Source organism: Streptomyces sp. OR43, from assembly GCF_008042275.1.
In the GTDB taxonomy this organism is placed as follows: Bacteria; Actinomycetota; Actinomycetes; order Streptomycetales; family Streptomycetaceae; genus Streptomyces.
Genome location: NZ_RDBK01000043.1, coordinates 2,195,182 through 2,214,841, shown reverse-complemented (window position 1 = coordinate 2,214,841; position 19,660 = coordinate 2,195,182). Strand labels below are relative to the sequence as shown.

Below are 19,660 nucleotides of genomic sequence, written 5' to 3'. Positions count from 1 at the left end.
ACCAGATGGCCTGGCATCTGTCGGTGCAAGTGGACCGGGACTCGGCCGTACCGCTCACGGCACAGCTCCAGAACGCCATCAAGACCCGGGTCGAGGACCGTGTCCTGCACCCGGGCGCACGTCTCCCGTCGAGCCGCCAACTCGCCCTGGACCTGGGCCTTTCGCGCAGCGTGGTGGTCGAGGCGTACGAGCAGCTGATCGCCGAGGGCTATCTCGACGCGGTCCGCGGATCCGGCACCCACGTGGCCCGGAAGATGCCCGACAGCGTCGGCGACACCTCCCTGCTGGACTCCCGCCCGGCCACGAGCGCGCGCTGGGACCTGCGGGTCGGCATAGCGAACCTGTCGAACTTCCCGCGCCAGGAGTGGCTCAACTCCTATACGAAGGTGCTCCAGAACGTCGGCCGCGAAGGCATGGACTACCCCCCGGTCGCCGGCATCGCCGAGCTGCGCAACGAACTCTCCGGCTATCTGGGCCGGGTCCGTTCGGTGCACACCGAGCCCGGCCAGGTCATGGTCACCGCCGGATTCGCCCAGGGCCTGGCCCTGCTCTCCGACTCCCTCCAGCGCCTCGGCATCCATGAACTGGCCATCGAGGAGCCCGGCCACAGCGGCCAGCGCCGGTTCATCCTGGACACCGGGCTGACCCCGCTGCCGGTCCCCGTCGACGAGGAGGGCCTGATCGTCGAGGCCCTGGAGCGCTCGGGCGCCCGCGCGGTCCTGGTGACCCCCGCGCACCAGTTCCCGACCGGGGTCATGATGTCGCCGGAGCGCCGCGAGCAGCTCCTGGCCTGGGCGCGGGCCCGGGACGGCTGGATCATCGAGGACGACTACGACGGCGAGTTCTGGTTCGACCGCGGGGTCAGGCCCACCGCACTGCAGGAGGGCGACCCGGAGCGGGTGGTCTACGCGGGCACCACGAGCAAGGTCCTGGTCCCCGGCCTGCGGCTGGGCTGGCTGGCGATACCCCCGAAGCTGTACCCCCTGATGGAACGGGTCCGCTCCCGCCAGGACCAGGGCTCCGACACCCTCACCCAGCTGGCCTTCGCCGAGCTGATGCGCAGCGGCCTGCTGGACCGGCACCTGCGCCGGGTCCGTTCCCGCTACCGTTCCCGCCGCGAGGCACTGGCCGCGGCCGTCCACGAGTCCCTGCCCGAGGCCCGCATCATCGGCTGCGCGGCCGGCCTGCACAGCTACGCCGTACTGCCCCCGGGCACCGACGAGGCGGCCGTGGTGCACGGCGCCCTGCGCCGCTCGGTCCTGGTCCGCAGCGGCGCGGCGTTCCGCTTCGGCGGGCCGCCCGGTGAGCCGGGCCTGCTCCTGGGATACGGCTCACTGCCGCTCACCGGCATCTCCGAGGCCGTGGCGGCCATCGGCGCGTCGTACGAGGAAGCCCGCCGCGGCTGAGCCGCCGCGCGCGTACGGAGAAGCCCGCCGCGGCTGAGCCGCCGCCCGCCGCTCAGCGCTCCCAGCGCCGCCGCTCAGGCCCACTCCTCCACGCCGCTGCTCAGCGCCTGCCCTCAGCGCCGCCGCTGAGCCCCGCTCCTCAGCGCGTCTCAGCGCGTCTCAGCGCATCGAACGGCCCCGGGGCGCCGCGATGAGCTTCTGGGCCAGTGCCTTGTTCACCGCGTCGATGCGCGACACCGCGTCCAGCTTGTCGAAGATATTGCGCAGGTGACGCTTGACGGTGCCTTCGGTGATGCCGAGCCTGGCGGCGATCTGCCGGTTGCTCATGGCCTCCGCGACGCACGTCAGCACCTCGCGCTCACGCGGCGACACCGGACCGGCCTCCTGGTCGTGCGCCTGGTCACCGCCCGCCGTGTAGCCCGAGCGCGGCACCAGGATGGTGATCTGGTCGTCCTCCCGCGCCGCGTTGCGGACCGCGCTCAGCAGGGCCGCCCGGGAGACGCTCTTGTGCAGATAGCCCCGGGCACCCAGTTGCAGCAGCTCATGGACGAGCGGCTGGTCGTCGTACATGGTGAGGATGATGATCCGCAGGCTGGGGAAACGTTCCAGCAGCCCGCGTACCGCCGCCCTGGGGTGGTGGTCCGGCATCTCGACGTCGAGGAGCAGTACGTGCGGCTGGTGCCGCTCCACCAGCTCCGCGAGCCCCCGCCCGCTGCTCGCCTGGGCGACGACCTGCAAGTCGTCCTCGGCGTTGAGCAGTTCGGCCAGCGCCGTACGCAGCAGAGTGTGGTCGTCGGCCGCCAGGATGCGGATCAGTTCAGGTCGCGCGTTCAACGGAATCACCTGGGAGGTCCATCAAGGGGATCGTGAGCGTGACCCGGGTGCCCTCGGGCGCACTGTCGAACAGGATGGTGCCGCCGAGCAGTTCGACCCGCTCGGTGCAGGACGCGATCCCGTTGGCCCGGCCTGCCGTGGCGACCTCCGAGACGTCGAAGCCGCGTCCGTCGTCCTCGATCAGCGCCTGCAGTTTGTACGGTGCGATGTCCACCGTCGCGAGCACATGCTCGGCCTCGGCGTGCGCCAGGGAGTTGCGCAGGCACTCCCGCACCACGAGGAACACCTCGTCGAGCACGTCCTGCGGGGCCCACTCCTCACTGCCGTTGACCTTGATCCGCACCTTGGAGGGGGTGATCTCCATCGATTCCAGGAACGCGGCGAACGCCGACTCCAACGTGCCTTCGCGATCGGCACGGCGCAGCTGGGTCACCAGGTCGCGGATGATGCCGAGGGCCTCGGTGAGGGTGTCCTTGACGGCTCCGATCCGTACGGCGACCTCGTCGGGGCTGGATTCCCAGGTCAGTTCGTGCAGCTCGATACGGCGCAGGGCGAGACTGACGTGGTTGCCGAGGTGGTCGTGTATCTCTCGGGCGAGCTGCCGCTGACTGGCGGCGTTGACCTCCCGCACCGTGTTCAGCAGATAGGTGTCATGGCCGATCGCGCCGGCCTCCAGCCGTCTGCCGATGCCCTGCTGCAACGTGCGCACACCGGCCTGGAAACCGTCGAACGCGGCGGGCGAGTCGACCATCGCCTTCCCGAGCGCGTCGAAGACGATGTCGAAGAGCATCATCCCGGCACGGATGGAGTGGACGGCGTCGATGCCCTGCGTCGCCCGCGCCACACCCAGGCCCTCGACCTGCTGGATCAGCCGGTCGCGCACGTCGGCCCGGCCGCTGCGCAGGCTGTCCGCGCAGTCCCGGATGATCCGCTCGGCTTGCAGCGCACAGGTGTGCCAGGTCTCTTCGGTGGCGACCAGGGGGCTTTTGATCTTTTGGAGCCGGCCCCGGTAGTCGGACAGTAATTCAGGTGTCCGGCCCAGAAGTTGTTCGGCTGTGTCGGATTCAACAAAACCGGAATGCATCAAAAGAGCCCCCACCCTCATCAGAAACCGACTGTCGGATCATCATCGTACGGTTACGGAATGTCAACACGGCTCCACCCGTCCACGTTCTGAGACAAGTCACCTGACGGCCACGAGAAAACGCTTACCGCGGCCTCTGGCATCGCCGTGGCGACGCAACCCACATATCCGTCGGGGCAGTCCACATAGTGAACGTACCAGTCGGCCAAATCGCCTGACCGGCGCGCGCGCCGCAGTCCGCCCGCCTCGGGAGCGCCGACCGAGACCGGGATCCGCAGACCGGTTCCCGCCGCTTTGCCCACCGCCTCGACCGCGGTCCAGGTGCGGAATCCGGCAATCCGGTCTTGCGTCCCCACCGCGGGCACCCGGCCCCAGTCGAAGGTCGCGCGGAGCCGTTCGACGTCCACGCCGACCGAGCCCGGCGCCCCGGCCACACCCACCAGGGCCGCGGCTCCTGAATGAGACAGGCTGAAGCCGAGATCGGGCCACGGCCCGTCCACGAGCACGGGCCGTCCGCGGCCGCAGCCGCCGCACACCTCCGGCTCGGGGCAGCGCCGGGTGAAGCGCGGCAGACCGGGCGCGACGCCGAGGTAGCCGCCGAGCACGGTACGCAGCGCGAGGTGCGCCCGGCGGTAGCGCCACTGCGCGCGGGGATGACGGATCCGCGCCGCACGGGCGCGTTCACCGGGATCGAGGACCATCTCCGCACGCTCGGGCGGCACCTGGTCCAGCGGGACGGACCAGACATGGATCTCCCCCGGCGCGAGAACCGAGATGCCCGGGAAGGGGGACGGAGCGGATGGGGGCGGGGACAGAGACGGAGACAGGGACGTGGACGGGGACAGGGACGGGGACGTGGACGGGGACAGGGACGGGGACAGGAGGGTACGCATGATGGCTTCCCGGGGTCGGAAACGGACCAGGGCTGCCAACGGCCCATAACGGGAAGCGGGGTGCCGGAAACGACGGCGCCCGCCTGCTCACCAGCGAAGCGCGGGCGGGAGACGGGCGGGGGGTCCACTTCGGCGGTGGACCGGCGTACCAGAACGAAGGCACCGGACTCCAGCGGCTGACCGGCATTCCGGAACGGAGGCATCAGAGGCACCGGCGGCTTACCGGAACAGAGGCACCCGAGGCACAGCAGGCTTACCGGAACAGAGGCATAGGACTCCGGCACAGCCGGTTCCGGTACGACCAGTTCCGGCGCAGAGTTCCGGCGCAGCCGCTTCCGGCACGGCCAGTTCCGCACAGCCGCTTCCGGCACGGCCAGTTCCGCACAGTCGGCTCCGGCACGGCCCGTTCCGGCGCGGGTGGAATTCGGAATCCGACCCGCCGGTATTCCATGCCTCTTTAGTGGTAGCCATGGCTCATTTGCAGAACAGTCAGGTACCCCTGCCCATGCCTAGGCTCCTGGGCATGCCTATGGCGACGATACGGCCACTGCCTGTGACTGCACCCAGTGGTCCGAAGTACCGGAATCCAAGCATTCTGCGACTCTGCATCGAAGAATCCCGCCCCGCCGTTCTGATGGCCTTCCAGCTCCGTTATTTCGCCGGTATCGCACTGGCGCTCGCGGCGGATCCGGACCTCGGCGCCCGATCGGTTCTCCAGGCGGCGTTCGGCTCCCTCGCATGGTTCGGCGCCATCTTCTACACCTATCTCTACAACGGATGCATGGATTACCACGAGGACCAGGTCAACGGATCGGCCCGCCCGATAGCGAGCGGCCGGCTGCCCCGCCACACCGCGCTGCTCGTCGCCCGCGGCGCGGCCGTCGCCTCGCTGATATGCGCGGCGTGCGCCGGGTTCGGCCCCCTGCTCCTGTGCACGGCCATGCTCCTGCTCGGGCACGCCTACTCCGCGCCCCGCACCGTCTGGAAGAACAGCACACCCGCGGCGATGGGCGTGGTGTTCCTCTCCGGACTGCTCACCTACGCCGCCGGGCCCCTCGCCCTCGGCGTCTCGCCGAGCTCACCCGCGCTGTTCCTCACGGCCCTCGCCATGTCCCTGTGGATGGCGCTCGTCGGCGCGGTCGCCAAGGACTTCTCCGACATCGAGGGCGACACCGCGGCCGGCCGCCGCACCTGGGCCGTCACCCTGGGCGAACGCCGCACCCGCGTCCTCGTCGCGGCCGGCGCCGTGACCGTGGGCACCTTCTTCACCGCCGGGACGCTGCGCTGGGCACCGGAGCAACTGCCCACCGCCTGCGTGGTCCTGGTGGGCGGCCTGGCCCTGGCCGCCGTGACGCTCGCGGGCCACGCCACCGACGACCGCCATCTGCGCCGCCGCCCGTACCGCTTCTTCATGGTCACGCAGCACTGCGCACATCTGGCCCTGCTCGGCCAGGCCGTCGCCTGATATTCGGGTCAACACGCGGAACCGGCCCGGAAACACAAAGGAACACTCCCCCTCCCAAAGGCGCATTCAGCCACCACTCAAGTGCAACGCACAGTCCTGGCAGGGTGGTTGAAGTGGTTTCATCACCGGAGAAAGCAACGGATCGCAACAATGCGATCCGGACCGCGGAATCCGGGAATGGGAAAGTCACTGACGCCAGTGGCGGGGAACGCGTGTCAGTGGACGGTGACGCGTCACCCGCCACGCAGTGCCATATCGCCCCCGGCCGCAGGAAGGAGACGGAAGACGATGGCGAGCACCCGACTGGCGCTCATGTTCCCCGGCCAGGGAGCGCAGCGTCCTGGCATGGGCCTGCCCTGGCACCGCACCCCCGGCTGGTCCGTGGTGGCGGAGGTCTCCGAGGCCGCCGGCCGGGACATGGAGGCCCTGCTGCTGGACGCCGGCACCGAGACGCTGCGGCGCACCGACAACGCCCAGCTGACCACCTTCACCCTGGCCATGGTGGCGCTGACGGAGCTGCGCCACCAGCACCCGCTGGCCGCCTTCCCCGGCGCCTGCGCCGGACACAGCCTGGGCGAGTACTCCGCACTCGTCGCCGCCGGAATCCTCGACCCGCAGGACGCGGTCCGGCTGATCGTGGCACGCGGCGCGGCCATGCGGACGGCCTGCGCCCGGGCGGACGGGGCGATGGCCGCGATCCTCGGCCTGGACGCCGCACAGGCACAGCACCTGGTCGACGAGACCCACGCGGACGGCGGCCAGGTGTGGGTGGCGAACCTCAACTCGCCGCAGCAGACGGTGATCGCGGGCCACGCGGCCGACGTGGCACGCTGCTCCCGGGCGGCGGAACGGGCAGGGGCGGCCAAGGTGGTGGCCCTGACGGTCGGCGGCGCCTTCCACACCCCGCTGATGGCCGAAGCGGTCGAGCCGTTCGCCGCGGCCCTGGCCACGGCCCGGTTCATGCCGGGCCACTCCGCGGTCGTCTCCAACGTGGACGCCCGCGCCCACCGCGGCGGGCCGCACTGGGCCGAACTGCTCCGCCACCAGCTCACGGCACCGGTGCGCTGGGCGGACACGCTGCACACCCTCACCACGGAGCTGGCCTGCGACCGCCTCATGGAGATCGGCCCGGGCAGGACCCTGACGGGCCTCGCCAAGGCCACCGTGCCCCGGGTCCCCCGCGACACGTTCTCCGACCCGCAGGCCTCCCTGGCCCCCACGGCCTGACCCCGCCACCGCACGCCACGAGAACCCCCGCACGTGCCTCACTCCCGTGAGGCGCACCCCCCGCGACGTCCCCCGCGCGGGGGGAAAACGAAGGGCCGTCACCCGGATCCCCGGGTGACGGCCCTTCGCCCTGCGTACGTACGCGGTCAGGCGCCCAGCAGCGTCCGCACCCGGTCCGCACCCACCGCGAGCAGCAGCGTGGGCAGCCGCGGACCCGTGTCCCTGCTGACCAGCAGCCGGTACAGCAGCGCGAAGAACGACCGCTGGGCCGCCTTCAGCTCCGGCGTCGGCTTGGCATCGGCCTCCAGCCCCTCCATCACCTTCGGCACGCCGTAGACGAGCGTGGTCAGCCCGTCCAGCGACCAGTGCGAGTCCAGCCCCTCCAGGAGCAGCCGCAGCGACTCGCGCCCCTGCTCGTCCAGCGACCCGAGCAGTTCCTTGTCCGGCTCGCTCCGGACGACGGTGCGCGCCTCGGCCGGTACCTGGGTGGTGATCCAGTTCTCGGCCCGGTCGAGCCGCGGCCTGGCCTCGTCCAGCGACGTCAGCGGGTTGTCCGGGTCCAGCTCGCTGAGGATGCGCAGCGTCTGGTCCTCGGCCCCGGCCGTGATGTCGGCGACCGACGCGAGGGTCCGGTACGGCAGCGGCCGCGGCGTGCTCGGCAGCTCACCGGCGGCCGTACCGATGGCCCGGGCGTACGCGGCGGCGTCCGCCGGCAGCACGGAACCGTCGGCGACCTTGCGGCCCAGCGAGTCCCACTCGTCGTAGAGCCGCTGGATCTCCTGGTCGAAGGCGATCTTGAAGGACTGGTTGGGCCTGCGGCGCGCGTACAGCCAGCGCAGCAGCGGCGCCTCCATGATCTTGAGCGCGTCGGCCGGGGTCGGCACACCGCCCTTGGAGGAGGACATCTTCGCCATGCCGGAGATGCCCACGAACGCGTACATCGGTCCGATCGGCTGCACCCCGTCGAAGATCTCGCGGACGATCTGGCCACCGACGACGAACGACGACCCGGGCGAGGAGTGGTCCACCCCGCTCGGCTCGAAGATCACGCCCTCGTACGCCCAGCGCATCGGCCAGTCGACCTTCCAGACGAGCTTGCCGCGGTTGAACTCCTTGAGCCGCACCGTCTCGGCGAAGCCGCAGGCCGTGCAGGTGTAGTTCAGCTCGGTGCTCTCGTCGTCGTACGACGTGACCGTCGTCAGGTCCTTCTCGCAGTTGCCGCAGTAGGGCTTGTACGGGAAGTAGCCGGCCGAGCCGCCGCTGCCGTCGTCCTCGCTCGCCGCACCGGAGCCCGCCTCGGCCTCCAGCTCGGCCTCGTCGACCTTCTTCTGCTGCTGCGGCTTCTTGCCGCCCTTGGCACCGCCGGCCGCCGGGTCCTTCTTGGTCCGGTAGCGGTCCAGGACGGCGTCGATGTCCGCGCGGTGGCGCATCGCGTGCAGGATCTGCTCGCGGTACGTCCCCGCCAGGTACTGCTCCGTCTGGCTGATCCCGTCGTACTCGACACCCAGCTCGTCCAGGGCCGCCGTCATGGCGGCCTTGAAGTGCTCGGCCCAGTTCGCGTACGCGGACCCGGCCGGGGCGGGGACCGAGGTCAGCGGCTTGCCGATGTGCTCGGCCCAGGACGCGTCGACGCCCTCGACCCCGTTCGGCACCTTGCGGTAGCGGTCGTAGTCGTCCCACGAGATCAGGTGCCGGACGGTGTACCCGCGGCGGCGGATCTCGTCGGCGACCAGGTGCGGGGTCATGACCTCACGCAGGTTGCCCAGGTGGATCGGGCCCGACGGGGAGAGGCCGGACGCGACGACGACCGGTTTGCCAGGCGCACGACGCTCCGATTCGGCGATGACCTCGTCCGCGAAGCGGGAGACCCAGTCGGTCTCGGTGCTGCTCTGACTCTGAGCCACGGTCGGCACGTCCTTCTCTCTTGTAGGACTCATAGGGGCGAGGACCATTCTCCCAGGTACCACCCACAGCGCGAAAACGGCTTTACGGGGACGCGCGGCCGGAGGCGTAAACCGCTTTACAGCCCGTGGGATACTTGGGGTCATCCCTTGTACCCCTACGGAAACGGCAGCCAGCTCATGGCCTCGGTCACTTCCCTCGCTTCCACGCTCCAGCAGCAGCTGGCGGACGCCCTGACGGCAGCTCTGCCGGATGCCGGTACCGCGGACCCGCTGCTGCGCCGAAGCGACCGGGCCGACTTCCAGGCCAACGGCATCCTGGCGCTGGCCAAGAAGCTCAAGGGCAACCCGCGCGAGCTGGCCGCCCAGGTCACCGGCGCCCTCCCGGCGAGCGACCTGATCAAGGACATCGAGGTCTCCGGACCCGGCTTCCTCAACATCACGCTCTCGGACAAGGCGATCATCGAGACGCTCGCCGCCCGTGCCGCGGACGACGAGGACCGGCTCGGCGTGCCGTACAACGCCTCGGCCGGCACGACCGTCATCGACTACGCCCAGCCGAACGTGGCCAAGGAGATGCACGTCGGACATCTGCGGTCCGCCGTGATCGGCGACGCGATGGTGCAGATCCTGGAGTTCACCGGCGAGTCCGTCGTGCCCCGGCACCACATCGGCGACTGGGGCACCCAGTTCGGCATGCTCATCCAGTACCTGATCGAGCACCCCGACGAGCTGAACCACGAGGACGACAAGGCCGACGGCGAAGCCGCCATGTCGTCCCTGAACCGGCTCTACAAGGCGTCCAGGGCCCTCTTCGACTCCGACGAGGAGTTCAAGAACCGCTCACGGGACCGGGTCGTCGCCCTCCAGGCCGGTGAGCCGGAGACGCTCGCCATGTGGCAGCGGTTCGTCGACGAGTCGAAGATCTACTTCTACTCGGTCTTCGACAAGCTCGACATGAAGATCAACGACCCCGACATCGTCGGCGAGTCCGGGTACAACGACATGCTGGAGGAGACCTGCCGGATCCTGGAGGAGACGGGCGTCGCCGTCCGCTCCGAGGGTGCGCTCTGCGTCTTCTTCGACGACGTGAAGGGCCCGGACGGCAACCCGACCCCGCTGATCGTCAAGAAGACGAACGGCGGCTACGGCTACGCGGCCACCGACCTCTCCGCGGTCCGCGACCGGGTGCAGAACCTCAAGGCGAGCACCCTGCTGTACGTGGTGGACGTGCGGCAGTCCCTGCACTTCCGGATGGTCTTCGAGACGGCCCGCCGGGCCGGCTGGCTGAACGACGGCGTCACGACGCACCAGCTGGCCTTCGGCACCGTGCTCGGCAAGGACGGCAAGCCGTTCAAGACCCGTGAGGGCGTCACGGTCCGGCTGGAGGACCTGCTCGACGAGGCGGTCGAGCGGGCGACGGCCGTCGTCCGGGAGAAGGCCGGGAAGATCGGCCTCTCCGAGGAGGAGATCGTCGAGAACGGCCGGTACGTCGGCATCGGCGCCGTGAAGTACGCGGACCTGTCGACCTCCGCCGTACGGGACTACAAGTTCGACCTGGACCAGATGGTGTCGCTGCACGGCGACACGTCGGTGTACCTCCAGTACGCGTACGCGCGTATCCGCTCCATCCTGCGCAAGGCCGGCGACGCGAAGCCGGTCGCGCACCCGGAGCTGGAACTGGCCCCGGCCGAGCGGGCGCTCGGTCTGCACCTGGACCAGTTCGGCGAGGTGCTGTCCGAGGTGGCGGCGGGCTACGAGCCGCACAAGCTGGCCGCGTACCTCTACCAGCTCGCCTCGCTCTACACGACGTTCTACGACCAGTGCCACGTCCTGAGCGACGAGAACCCGGCCGAGGTCGTGGAGAACCGCCTCTTCCTCTGCGACCTCACCGCCCGCACCCTGCACAAGGGCATGGCCCTGCTCGGCATCAGGACCCCCGAGCGCCTCTGAGCACGGACAGGGACGGGGCCCGGCACACTTCGGTGTGCCGGGCCCCGTCGTCTTTCCGTCCGTCTCGGGCCTGCTCCGGACGAGAGGGCCCTGCTGCTCTACTCGGGCCGCCCGAGCGCCCACCCGGACACGTCCGCCAGCCGGCCGCGCCACAACGGCAGCCCGATCGGGGCCGATCCTCCGAGGACGAGCGTCGCGTCCCGCAGATGGATCCAGCGGGGCAGCTGCCGCACGTCCTCGTCGGACCGCAGCTCGTTGATCCCCTGATCCACCGTCTCGGGGAACTCCGCGATGAGGTTGGCACCCTCACCCTCGACCTGGCGCAGGCTCCTGGCCCATTCGGCCTTCCACGCCTCGTGGCCGATCACATCGCCGTGCAGCACACCGGCCGGAAGGGTGAGCGTGAGCGGCAGCCCGGACCGCATCTCCCGGTCGAGGAGCTGGATCAGCAGCTGGAGCTGGAGATCGGGCACGGGCTCGACGACGACCGGAGTCGAGTCCGGCACGCGTTCGACGGACTCGTTCATGGTGCGTTCCCTTCGCAGCGGATCATCAGATGCGTCAGGCACACACGTGCCCGGAAATCCGCAGGACACGCATTTCCTCCTCGCGCTTTTCTCGCCCGGAGAATTTCGGATACACCGAAATACCCCGGGTACACGCAGCGAGAACCGGCCTCCACGTACGACTCACGGGGTGAGACCACATGACGAAACAGCGCGCCGCTCCCCTTTCCTCCGGCGGAGTCACTTCCACCGGAGTCACGTCCACACGAGTCATCTCCACCGGAACCTCCCCGACCGGCAGCTCCTCCACCGGGAGGGAGATCGCGCGATGTCCGGTACCGCCACCCCACCGAGCGGCGGAAGCACGCGCGGCAGCCGCCGACTTCGCGGCGCGGCTGCACCCCGCCCCGTCGGCGCGCACCGTCCAGAATCTGCTGCTGCTCTCGTCGGAGCTGGTCACGAACGCGATCCAGCACGCCGGAGCGGTCACCGCCCTGTCCTTCAAAGCCGACAGCCGCAGCCTGCACGTCCGCGTCGCCGACCCGAGCCCCGCACATCCGCAGTCCCGCGTCCCTGACATGAGCGGCCGGACGGGCGGCTTCGGCTGGCCGATGGTCCTTCGGCTGGCCCATCGGGTGACCATCCGCCCGCTCGGCCGCGAGGGAAAGATCATTCTTGCCGTACTGCCGCGCTGACCGCAGCGGAATTCCCGCCCGGATTCTCCTTGGCGGCACGACTCAACTCACCGGGAAAACCCGGGAATTCCGGCACCGGAACGGCCATTCACACGGCACAGCGCAATACAGCGTCACGGCAACCGGCTGCCGACCGCCGGCGCCACCGCCCCGCACCGCGCCCGACCTGCGAACTCTTCCCTCGGCAGCCATTGACCGGCCTTCAGCCGACAGGCGATAGTGACGCGGCCGATCTCTTGTCGGCCGCGTCACCAGGGGTGGGGATCTCATGCAGGACACCGAACACGACTCGTCGCCCGAAGAGGCGACAGCGGCGGCGCAGGCCGCTCTCAACGGCGGAAGACCGGCCGACGCCCGCGCGCAGGCGACCGCCGCGCTGGAACGATACGGCCCCGACCCGGCGCTCTACCTCCTGCTGGGCCGGGCCCACGCCGCCGAGAACGAGGACGACCACGACGACGAGGCCGAACGCGCCTACCGCCAGGGCCTGGACGCCTTCCCCGACGACCTCGGCCTGCTCACGGCGTACGCCGAACTCTGCCTGGAATCCGACGCCCTCGACCGCCCCGGCCGCCACGCCCGCGGCCCCGTGCTGGCGGCCCGGATCATGGAGCTGGCCCCCGGCTCACCACAGGCCCTGCACGTGGACCGGCACGCCCGGGGCGAGATCATGGTGCTCCCGGGCCCCGGCGCCCTGCCGAAGGCCACTGCCGCGCACATCCAGCGCCATGACGTCCGCGCCGCTCTCGCCCACACCCCCGACCTCGCCGAAGCGGCCCGCCTGGCCGAGGAACAGGCCGCGGAGTACCCGTACGACGAGCGCCTGGCGGTGCGCGCGGAAACACTCACGGCGCTCACCCGCCCCGGCCGCCGGCTGTTCCTGGCCCACGTGCGGGCACCGCTCGCGTCCCTGCTCATCGTGACGGCGGTCGCGGCGACGCTGACGGTCGTCCGGGCCGCGTTCCACCTGCCGGACTGGGTCGCCCTGATCGCCGCCCTCCTCTTCGTGCCGGGCATGGCCCTGCGAGCTCTGGAGCGCCACGCCCAGGCCCGAGGCGCGGCCCGCCTCCTCGCGCCCCCGGACGCGGCGAACCCGCCGGTCAGCCCCCTGCCGCCGCCGCCCGACTTCGGCTCCCGTCAACTCGCCGTGAACCTGGCGGTTCTGGCCATCGTGCTCGGCGCGGCGGCCTCGCCGCTGCTGTGGAAGACCGCGGAGAACACGGACTACCCGCGCTACGTGGCCACGCCACCGGCCACTGTTCTCGGCGCCCCCCTGCTCACCGCCGTGGACGGTGACGACGACGGCACGCTCGCGCTGTGGACGGAGGCCTTCGACGACTCGTTCTCGTACGTCTACGGAACCGTCCAGCAGCCGGCGGAGAACGGCGCCCAGCCCGTCGCATTCATCTACGGAGGACTCGGCGACCTGCACAACGCACCGTCGGACTTGGTCGAGGGCTACGAACTGGGGCTCGCCGAATCCGCATCGACCATCGACGCGATCTGGGACGCGCCCCCAGGCGCCCGCGGCGGACGACTGCGTTGCGTCTCGTACGCCACCGATCTGGAGAAGGAGGGCGCGCACACGGCGTGCAGTTGGGCCGACCGGGGCAGCCTCGGCATCATCGTCATGAACAAGGCCGGTCTCGACCACGACACCGCCGCCGAGACCACGCGCACGGCGCGTGACGCGATCCTCCACGAGGACACGTCCGGGGCCACGGAAGCCTCCGCCCCCATGCCCGTGGGGACGGGGGCGACTGTCAGAGGCGGCGCCTAGAGTTCCTCCATGGCGACACTCCCGAACCCACTCAGCTCCCCGGCCGACGCAGACCTGCACCTGCCACCCGGCACCTTCGTGGACGCCACGATCGACGAGGTCTGGCACGAGCCCCTGCTCTGGTACGCGGACGCGCCCGCGTCCCCCGGCAGTTGGACCGCCCTGCGCACCTCCGGACGGCCCGTGGGCCTGCTGCCCGTACTGATTGACGGCGGCATGCGCGACCAGTGGCCCGAGGCGTGGGACCTCGGCCCGGCCAGGACCTCCTACCCCGGCGACCATGACGCCGAAGAGGTCCTGAGCGAGGCCTGGGAGGCGTACGCCCCGGAGGAGTTGGGCCTCGACGAGTCCTCGGCAGACTGGCCGGGGCTCGCCCCCGTCCCGGCCGAGGCGGCGGCCGAGGACCCGGACACGTCGGCGGCGGGCCTCGCGGACTTCCTGACCGACACCAGCAGCCCGATGACCGGACTGCGGGCGGGCCTCGTGCCCGCGCGCCGCAGCGCGGACATACCGGCGGCGATCGGCTGGTCGGGACCGCTCAACCACGAGAACGACGTGGCGCGGCTCTGCGCGGTGCTGCGCTCCTGGGAGGACCGGTTCGGAGCGCGGGTCGTGGTGCTCGGGTTCGACACGATGGTCGTCTCGGTGAGCCGCCCGCCGACCACGATCGCCGAGTCCGAGGCCCTGGCCGCCGAGCACTTCGCGTTCTGCCCGGACAACATCCAGCAGTCCACGCTGAACAGCCTGGACGCCTACGCGGAGAAGGCGGTGCTCAACCAGCAGACCTGGGCCTTCTGGTGGGACTGATCTCTCGGAAGAAGCATCCCTGCCCAAGCCCTGTCCCTGATTCCCGTGCCCCCGGCTTCGGGCTTCGGGTACGAGCTCCGAGGCGGAGGTCAGCTGCCCTGGCCCTCCAGCGACTCCGCGATGTCCTCCCACTCGGCAGTGTCATGCCGATATTCGTACACGGGCCGGTCCTTCATGCTGCTCGTACGGAACGGCTTGCCGTTGTCGTCGATGCGCAGCATCCCGCTCCGGTCCCCGCTGGACCACTCCAGTTCCAGGTACCAGGTCACATCGTGGTCCTCGGTGTGCGCGTCGAGGTGGAACACCTCCACGTCGGTGGAGCTCACCCGGTACGGGAAGTTCTTCGCCGCAACGACCTTGCCCGCGTCCTCGCCGGCGACCGGCCGCGATACGGGCTGGCCGTCGTCGAGGTCGATATTGAACGTCTGCGGCACGATGCCGCTCCCGCAGCCCTCCCCCATCGAGTACGCGGGCCAGTCGGTCGCGGCCTCCTGCTTCACCACCCGGACATGGAGCGCCTTCAGGACGACCGCCTGCTGCGACGCTCCCTGCAGGGTGAGTTCGATCAGCATCTTCCCCGCGTCCACCCCGCCCAGCTGCGCCGCCCAGTTGCGCCTGGCCCTGTCCGCGGTGTCGGGCACCGGCGGCATGCCCTTGGGGTCGCGGTCGAGCAGGAAGTACTGGTCGCAGGGCCAGTCCCAGTTGTACGCACTGAGAGTGGCGGTCACCGGCACCCCCCGGGACCCGACGCCGTTCCCTGCCTTCCCGTCCGCACCCTGGGGGGCGGTGGACTTGGCGGCCGCGGCGGAGGGTGAAGCGGAACCGCTGGTCGCGGACGGCGAGGGCTTCGAAGGACTCGGCGACGGAGACGTGCTGTCGCTCCGGCTCGGCGTGACCGGTGCGCTGCTGCGGGGCGTGTCCATCCCCTCCTCGCGGGTGCGCTCGCCCGAGTAGTGGTTGATCGCCAACGCCGTGGGCACGGTGAGCGCCACGACAGCGGCGGTCGCGAGCAGGACCCGCAGTCGCTTGCCGGACAACCGGCCCGGGACCGGCGCGGCTCCGGCGCTCCGCACATCCGGGGTCACGTCCTCGGCCACCGTCGCGTCGGGGGCCGCCTCCGCTTCCGCGTTCCCTTCCGCTTCCGCTCCCCGTTCCGGTTCTCCTTCCGGCCCCTGCCCCGGTCCCGGCTCATGCCGGTTCACCGGCTCCGCCGCCGTCGGGGCCGAGAGCTCCGACGTCACCAACGACGGCTCGAACGTCCCGACAGCCTCGGCCCTCCGGGCACCTCGCCGCTTCGCCTCGTCGGCGAGGATCCACTGCCGGTGCAGCGCCACGAGCTCGTCCGACGTCGCACGGCACACGCGCGCGAAGCGCTCGACCGGCGCGTAGTCGTGCGGGACCGCCTCGCCGTTGCAGTACCGATGAATCGTGGAGGTACTCATGTGCAGCTTCTGGGCGAGCGCTCCGTAGCTCAGCCCGGAGCGCTCTTTCAGCCCCCTGAGCAAGGCCGCGAAGTCCTGGATCTCCGTGCTCACCCTGACCGTTCCCCTCTCCTACCCTCCCGGAACGGCGTCCCAGGCAGGTGATGTCTTCGCAGGTCAGAGGCCGTTTTTCCGTTCCAGCGTCCCGTACCGGCCGGGATCCGTTGCCACCGGATTCACGGACCCGACACGATGGTGGAACACACCGCAGCGGCACCCCGGCAAGGGCGAGCAGCGCGACTCGTACACCCACCAACTTTGCCCGCCACCGGGAGCCGCCGTGCGTACTCGTCCTCAACTCAGCCTGACCGACGCAGTCGCCACAGGAGTTCTGATCGCCTCTGTCGCGACCGTCATCGCACTCCTGTGGCACCTCTGACCACACGTCATTGTCCAGTACATCCGTCAGGTCCCGGTGCGCCAAAGCGGCGCCCCACACTCCGCAACACTCGACGAACGGAAATCTCTCTCATGCGTACTCTCAACTTCCGCCGCGCCGCCCGCACCTCCGCCCTCGGCGCCGTCGCACTGATCGCCTCCCTGTCCCTGACGGCCTGCCAGGGCGACGACCCGGAGCCGTACGACGCCCTGCCCTCCGCTTCGGCCGGCTCCGCTTCGAAGACCCCGGCGGAGAGCGCGGGATCCTCCGGCGACAAGGGCACGGCGGCCCCGGACGCCGACCAGGGCAAGGACTCCACCGGCTCGGGCTCCGGCGGCGGCACGTCCACGGCGAAGCCGAAGGACGACGGTGGCAACAGCGGCAACGGCGACAGCGGCGACGCGGTCTCGGTGACCTGCACCGGAGGGAACACCAAGCTGTCGATCACCGAGGTGAGCCGCCCGGTCAACCACATGCTGCTCACGATGACCAACACCGGTTCGAAGGCCTGCAACGCCTACTACTACCCGTACCTGAAGTTCGGCGAGGCCCAGTCCGTGCCGAACACCTTCGACGAGAGCAAGCCGCAGGCCGTGGTGACCATCAACCCGGGCGAGTCCGCATACGCCGGCGTCATGACCTCGTCCGCCGACGGCAGCGGCTCGAACGGCTACGACGCCAAGGACCTGGAAGTCAGCTTCCAGAACCGCGACGGCAACTCCGACAACACCGGCTCGTCGGTCGGCGTGCCGCTCTCCAAGAGCGTTCACGTGGACAGCAGCCTGACCGTCTCCTACTGGCAGATGAGCATGGACGACGCCCTCACCTACTGAGCCTCCGCGAACCACCACCACATCACTGCACGACTACACGGGGAACACCACCATGCGCAGCAACCGCATCCGCACCACAGCCCTCGCCGCCACCGCCCTCCTGGCCGCCCTCTCCCTCACCGCGTGCGGCACTGAGACCGCCGGCGGCGAAAGCGCCAAGGCGGGAGCCGCCGCTCCGGCCGCCGCCCACCAGGCCGTCAAGCAGTCCCCTCCCCCGGCAGCGCCCGCCGCTCCGCAGGAGAAGACCACCGACACGGGCGGCACCTCGAAGGACACCGCCGCTCCCCCCGCCCGGAGCGATGCGAAGAACACCACCGGCTCCACGAAGCGGACAGGCAACGGCAGCGGCACCGCCAAGCCCGACCGCACCCCCGTCACATGCGACGGCGGGAACACCCGGACCTCCGTCACCACGGTGAGCCGCCCCCTCAACCACCTGCTGCTGACCCTGACCAACACGGGCGACCGCCCCTGCTACGCGTACTACGCGCCGGGGCTCCGCTTCGACGACGCCCAGGCCGTCTTCCCGGTCCTGGACAGCAGCCAACCGCAGGCCGTCGTGACGCTCGACCCGGGCCAGTCCGCGTACGCCGCCATCGGCCTGACCGGCGAGCCCGGCGCCGGCCCGGCCCCGCGCAAGGGCACCCGGCTCCAGGTGCACTTCTCCGGCAGGAGCGGCGAGGGCTCCACGGGCACCCCGGTCAACCTGACGCTCCCGTCCGACACCTACTGGGACGACAACGGCTTCGTCACCTACTGGCAGGCCGAGCGGGCGGACGCGCTCACCTACTGAGCCCCGCCCCAGCCGGACCGGTCCCCCGCCACGTGCGGGCAGGGCCGGTCCGTCCGCGTAACGGTCACGCCCACTCCGCACGCGCGACACGGGTGCATGGCGGCGACGCTACTTGCCCTGGCCGCGGCCGGGTCCGGAATCGGCGCCGGACCCGGGGTCGAAGTCGAAATCGAACCAGATCCGGTGCGTACCGTCCTCGTCGACGACCAGCCCGCCGCCCCCGCGGATCCCGGCCAGCGCGCCGGTCCCGCTGGCCGGCGCGATCGCGAAGAACTCGTTGCTGCGGTCGTCGCCGCTCGTCGAGGCGGAGTGCACGAAGTTGAACGTGCCCGCGCGACCCCCGACCGCACCTTCGAAGGACTCCATCGCCACGTAGGTCCCGACGCCGGCGGCCTGGTCGAAGGCGGCGGTGAACAGGGTCGTCGAACGCCCCGTGATCTCGCCCTCGAAGCTCTTCACGAGGGTCGCGACGCCGACGGGGAGCGCGGTGGTCACCTCGGGGTCGGGCTTCAGATCGGCCGGGACGAACGTGGTCACGGTGAAGGTTCCGGAGGCTCTCATGACGTCGATCGTAAGGACACGGCCGGTGTACGCGGTTAGAACCCGCAGACGCGGGCCGCATCCACCAACGGCGGCACACCTACCGATCCCTCTACCATCGGCGCCATGGCCATGTTCGTCCACCTGACACCCGCAGCCAACGCGGCCCGCATCCGCAAGTCGGGGATACGGGCGGCCAGTCGTGGCCCGGACGGCGACAGGGGACTGTTTTGCTTCCCGGTCCTGCCGTCCTACACGCTGACCCACCAGTGGCTGCGCGAACTCGCCCGCCACGGCGGCCCGCGCGGCCTCGTCGCCGTCCACCTGCGGCTGCCGGACGACGAACCCGTCACGGTCGGCCACTACAGCAACCGCCCGGAACGTTCCCACACCCTCACCACGGCGAGCGAAGCCGTGCGCCGGGTGGCCGCCCTGGAGGACCCGCGCGGCTGGGAGGTCTTCGTGCCCCGGGCCGCGACCCGGGCCGAGATCCACCGCGTGCACACGGTCCGCCAGGTCACCGGCTGGCGCTACTTCCCCGGCTCCAACGGCACGGCGCCCTGCACCTGTTACGGCTGCCGGGTACGCGGTGAGTACGGCTCCCAGCGCCTGCGCCGCCGCAGGCCGCATCCGCTGGACGGGCCCGCACCCGCGCCTTCCGTCCTCCTCGGCCGGATCGCCGAAGCAGGCACCCTCGGCGACGCCGCACAGCTCTGCGCGACCCTCCACTGGTTCGGCTTCCGCCGACGCGGACCGATCGACCAACTCGCCCACCTCGCCGACCACCCCGACGCGGACGTCCGCGTGGCCCTGGTCGAGGCCGTGGCCCGCTGGCGTACCCCCGGAGTCGACGAGCTCCTCACACGTCTCTCCGAGGACCCGGACGAGGACGTACGTGAAGCGGTCGACTTCACCGACCGCCTGAACCCGGCCTGACGAGCCGCCCGATCCCCCTTCAGCCGAACTCGCACCACACGATCTTCCCCGGCGGCACGTCTCGGTGCAGGATTTCCTGCCGGTCCAGACGCTTGGCGACATGCGCGTCGATTTCCGCCCTGCTGAATGTTTCCGCCCTGCTGAATG

General features: G+C 70.6%; 17 protein-coding genes. 10 read left to right on the top strand and 7 right to left on the bottom strand.

Annotated elements, in window-relative coordinates; genetic code table 11:
- The first annotated feature begins 5 nt into the window (after nucleotides 1–5).
- Nucleotides 6–1,406 carry a MocR-like pyridoxine biosynthesis transcription factor PdxR gene (pdxR, locus tag EAO72_RS28825; protein WP_148020077.1) on the top strand — a complete coding sequence of 467 codons (1,401 nt, stop codon included), beginning with the start codon at nucleotides 6–8 and terminating at the stop codon, nucleotides 1,404–1,406.
- 159 nt (nucleotides 1,407–1,565) lie between these two features.
- Here the strand turns inward: pdxR and EAO72_RS28820 are convergent, their stop codons facing one another.
- Genes EAO72_RS28820 through EAO72_RS28810 form a run of 3 tightly spaced genes read right to left on the bottom strand, consistent with a single transcriptional unit; the run spans nucleotide 1,566 to nucleotide 4,025 of the window.
- Complete coding sequence (locus EAO72_RS28820) at nucleotides 1,566–2,240, bottom strand: response regulator (protein WP_261991659.1); 675 nt, start codon at nucleotides 2,238–2,240, stop codon at nucleotides 1,566–1,568.
- Nucleotides 2,224–3,324 (bottom strand): sensor histidine kinase, encoded by a 1,101-nt coding sequence (locus EAO72_RS28815; RefSeq protein ID WP_187285256.1) that lies wholly within the window; start codon nucleotides 3,322–3,324, stop codon nucleotides 2,224–2,226. Before EAO72_RS28815 ends, EAO72_RS28820 begins: the two co-directional genes overlap by 17 nt.
- A gap of 53 nt (nucleotides 3,325–3,377) precedes the next feature.
- Nucleotides 3,378–4,025, bottom strand: a complete 648-nt coding sequence (locus EAO72_RS28810; RefSeq protein WP_148020075.1) for a 4'-phosphopantetheinyl transferase family protein — start codon at nucleotides 4,023–4,025, stop codon at nucleotides 3,378–3,380.
- An 826-nt stretch (nucleotides 4,026–4,851) separates the two neighbouring features.
- Between EAO72_RS28810 and EAO72_RS28805 the strand changes: the two genes are divergently transcribed.
- Together EAO72_RS28805 and EAO72_RS28800 are read left to right on the top strand one after the other, a co-directional pair.
- Nucleotides 4,852–5,682, top strand: coding sequence for a UbiA family prenyltransferase (locus EAO72_RS28805; protein WP_187285255.1), 831 nt, complete (start codon nucleotides 4,852–4,854; stop codon nucleotides 5,680–5,682).
- Between the two features lie 288 nt (nucleotides 5,683–5,970).
- Nucleotides 5,971–6,909 (top strand): ACP S-malonyltransferase, encoded by a 939-nt coding sequence (locus EAO72_RS28800; RefSeq protein ID WP_148020073.1) that lies wholly within the window; start codon nucleotides 5,971–5,973, stop codon nucleotides 6,907–6,909.
- Between the two features lie 146 nt (nucleotides 6,910–7,055).
- Here the strand turns inward: EAO72_RS28800 and lysS are convergent, their stop codons facing one another.
- A complete protein-coding gene (gene lysS / locus EAO72_RS28795) occupies nucleotides 7,056–8,822 on the bottom strand; it encodes a lysine--tRNA ligase (protein WP_148020072.1) in 1,767 nt (588 codons plus the stop codon).
- Nucleotides 8,823–8,990: 168 nt separating this feature from the next.
- Between lysS and argS the strand changes: the two genes are divergently transcribed.
- Complete coding sequence (gene argS / locus EAO72_RS28790; protein WP_148022097.1) at nucleotides 8,991–10,763, top strand: arginine--tRNA ligase; 1,773 nt, start codon at nucleotides 8,991–8,993, stop codon at nucleotides 10,761–10,763.
- 98 nt (nucleotides 10,764–10,861) lie between these two features.
- Here the strand turns inward: argS and EAO72_RS28785 are convergent, their stop codons facing one another.
- Nucleotides 10,862–11,290 (bottom strand): hypothetical protein, encoded by a 429-nt coding sequence (locus tag EAO72_RS28785; protein WP_148020071.1) that lies wholly within the window; start codon nucleotides 11,288–11,290, stop codon nucleotides 10,862–10,864.
- 299 nt (nucleotides 11,291–11,589) lie between these two features.
- Here EAO72_RS28785 and EAO72_RS28780 point away from each other — a divergent pair, with 299 nt between their 5' ends.
- The 3 genes from EAO72_RS28780 to EAO72_RS28770 all read left to right on the top strand — a co-directional run bounded on the left by EAO72_RS28780 (nucleotide 11,590) and on the right by EAO72_RS28770 (nucleotide 14,551).
- Nucleotides 11,590–11,964, top strand: a complete 375-nt coding sequence (locus EAO72_RS28780) for an ATP-binding protein (protein ID WP_410090546.1) — start codon at nucleotides 11,590–11,592, stop codon at nucleotides 11,962–11,964.
- Between the two features lie 268 nt (nucleotides 11,965–12,232).
- Complete coding sequence (locus EAO72_RS28775; RefSeq protein WP_148020069.1) at nucleotides 12,233–13,744, top strand: hypothetical protein; 1,512 nt, start codon at nucleotides 12,233–12,235, stop codon at nucleotides 13,742–13,744.
- A 9-nt stretch (nucleotides 13,745–13,753) separates the two neighbouring features.
- Nucleotides 13,754–14,551, top strand: coding sequence for a DUF4253 domain-containing protein (locus EAO72_RS28770; RefSeq protein ID WP_148020068.1), 798 nt, complete (start codon nucleotides 13,754–13,756; stop codon nucleotides 14,549–14,551).
- Nucleotides 14,552–14,640: 89 nt separating this feature from the next.
- On the opposite strand, the gene EAO72_RS28765 is transcribed toward EAO72_RS28770, so the two are convergent.
- Nucleotides 14,641–16,086: a helix-turn-helix domain-containing protein gene (locus tag EAO72_RS28765; protein ID WP_148020067.1), complete on the bottom strand. Its 1,446-nt coding sequence runs from the start codon at nucleotides 16,084–16,086 to the stop codon at nucleotides 14,641–14,643.
- Between the two features lie 417 nt (nucleotides 16,087–16,503).
- Here EAO72_RS28765 and EAO72_RS28760 point away from each other — a divergent pair, with 417 nt between their 5' ends.
- Both EAO72_RS28760 and EAO72_RS28755 read left to right on the top strand, forming a co-directional pair.
- Nucleotides 16,504–17,244, top strand: coding sequence for a DUF4232 domain-containing protein (locus EAO72_RS28760; protein ID WP_148020066.1), 741 nt, complete (start codon nucleotides 16,504–16,506; stop codon nucleotides 17,242–17,244).
- A 52-nt stretch (nucleotides 17,245–17,296) separates the two neighbouring features.
- The gene (locus EAO72_RS28755; protein ID WP_148020065.1) at nucleotides 17,297–18,037 is read left to right on the top strand and encodes a DUF4232 domain-containing protein; all 741 of its coding nucleotides are present in this window, start codon (nucleotides 17,297–17,299) and stop codon (nucleotides 18,035–18,037) included.
- Between the two features lie 108 nt (nucleotides 18,038–18,145).
- Here EAO72_RS28755 and EAO72_RS28750 read toward each other — a convergent pair whose 3' ends face one another.
- Nucleotides 18,146–18,598 carry a DUF3224 domain-containing protein gene (locus EAO72_RS28750; RefSeq protein ID WP_148020064.1) on the bottom strand — a complete coding sequence of 151 codons (453 nt, stop codon included), beginning with the start codon at nucleotides 18,596–18,598 and terminating at the stop codon, nucleotides 18,146–18,148.
- 105 nt (nucleotides 18,599–18,703) lie between these two features.
- Here EAO72_RS28750 and EAO72_RS28745 point away from each other — a divergent pair, with 105 nt between their 5' ends.
- Nucleotides 18,704–19,513 (top strand): HEAT repeat domain-containing protein, encoded by an 810-nt coding sequence (locus EAO72_RS28745; RefSeq protein WP_187285254.1) that lies wholly within the window; start codon nucleotides 18,704–18,706, stop codon nucleotides 19,511–19,513.
- Nucleotides 19,514–19,660: the final 147 nt, after the last annotated feature.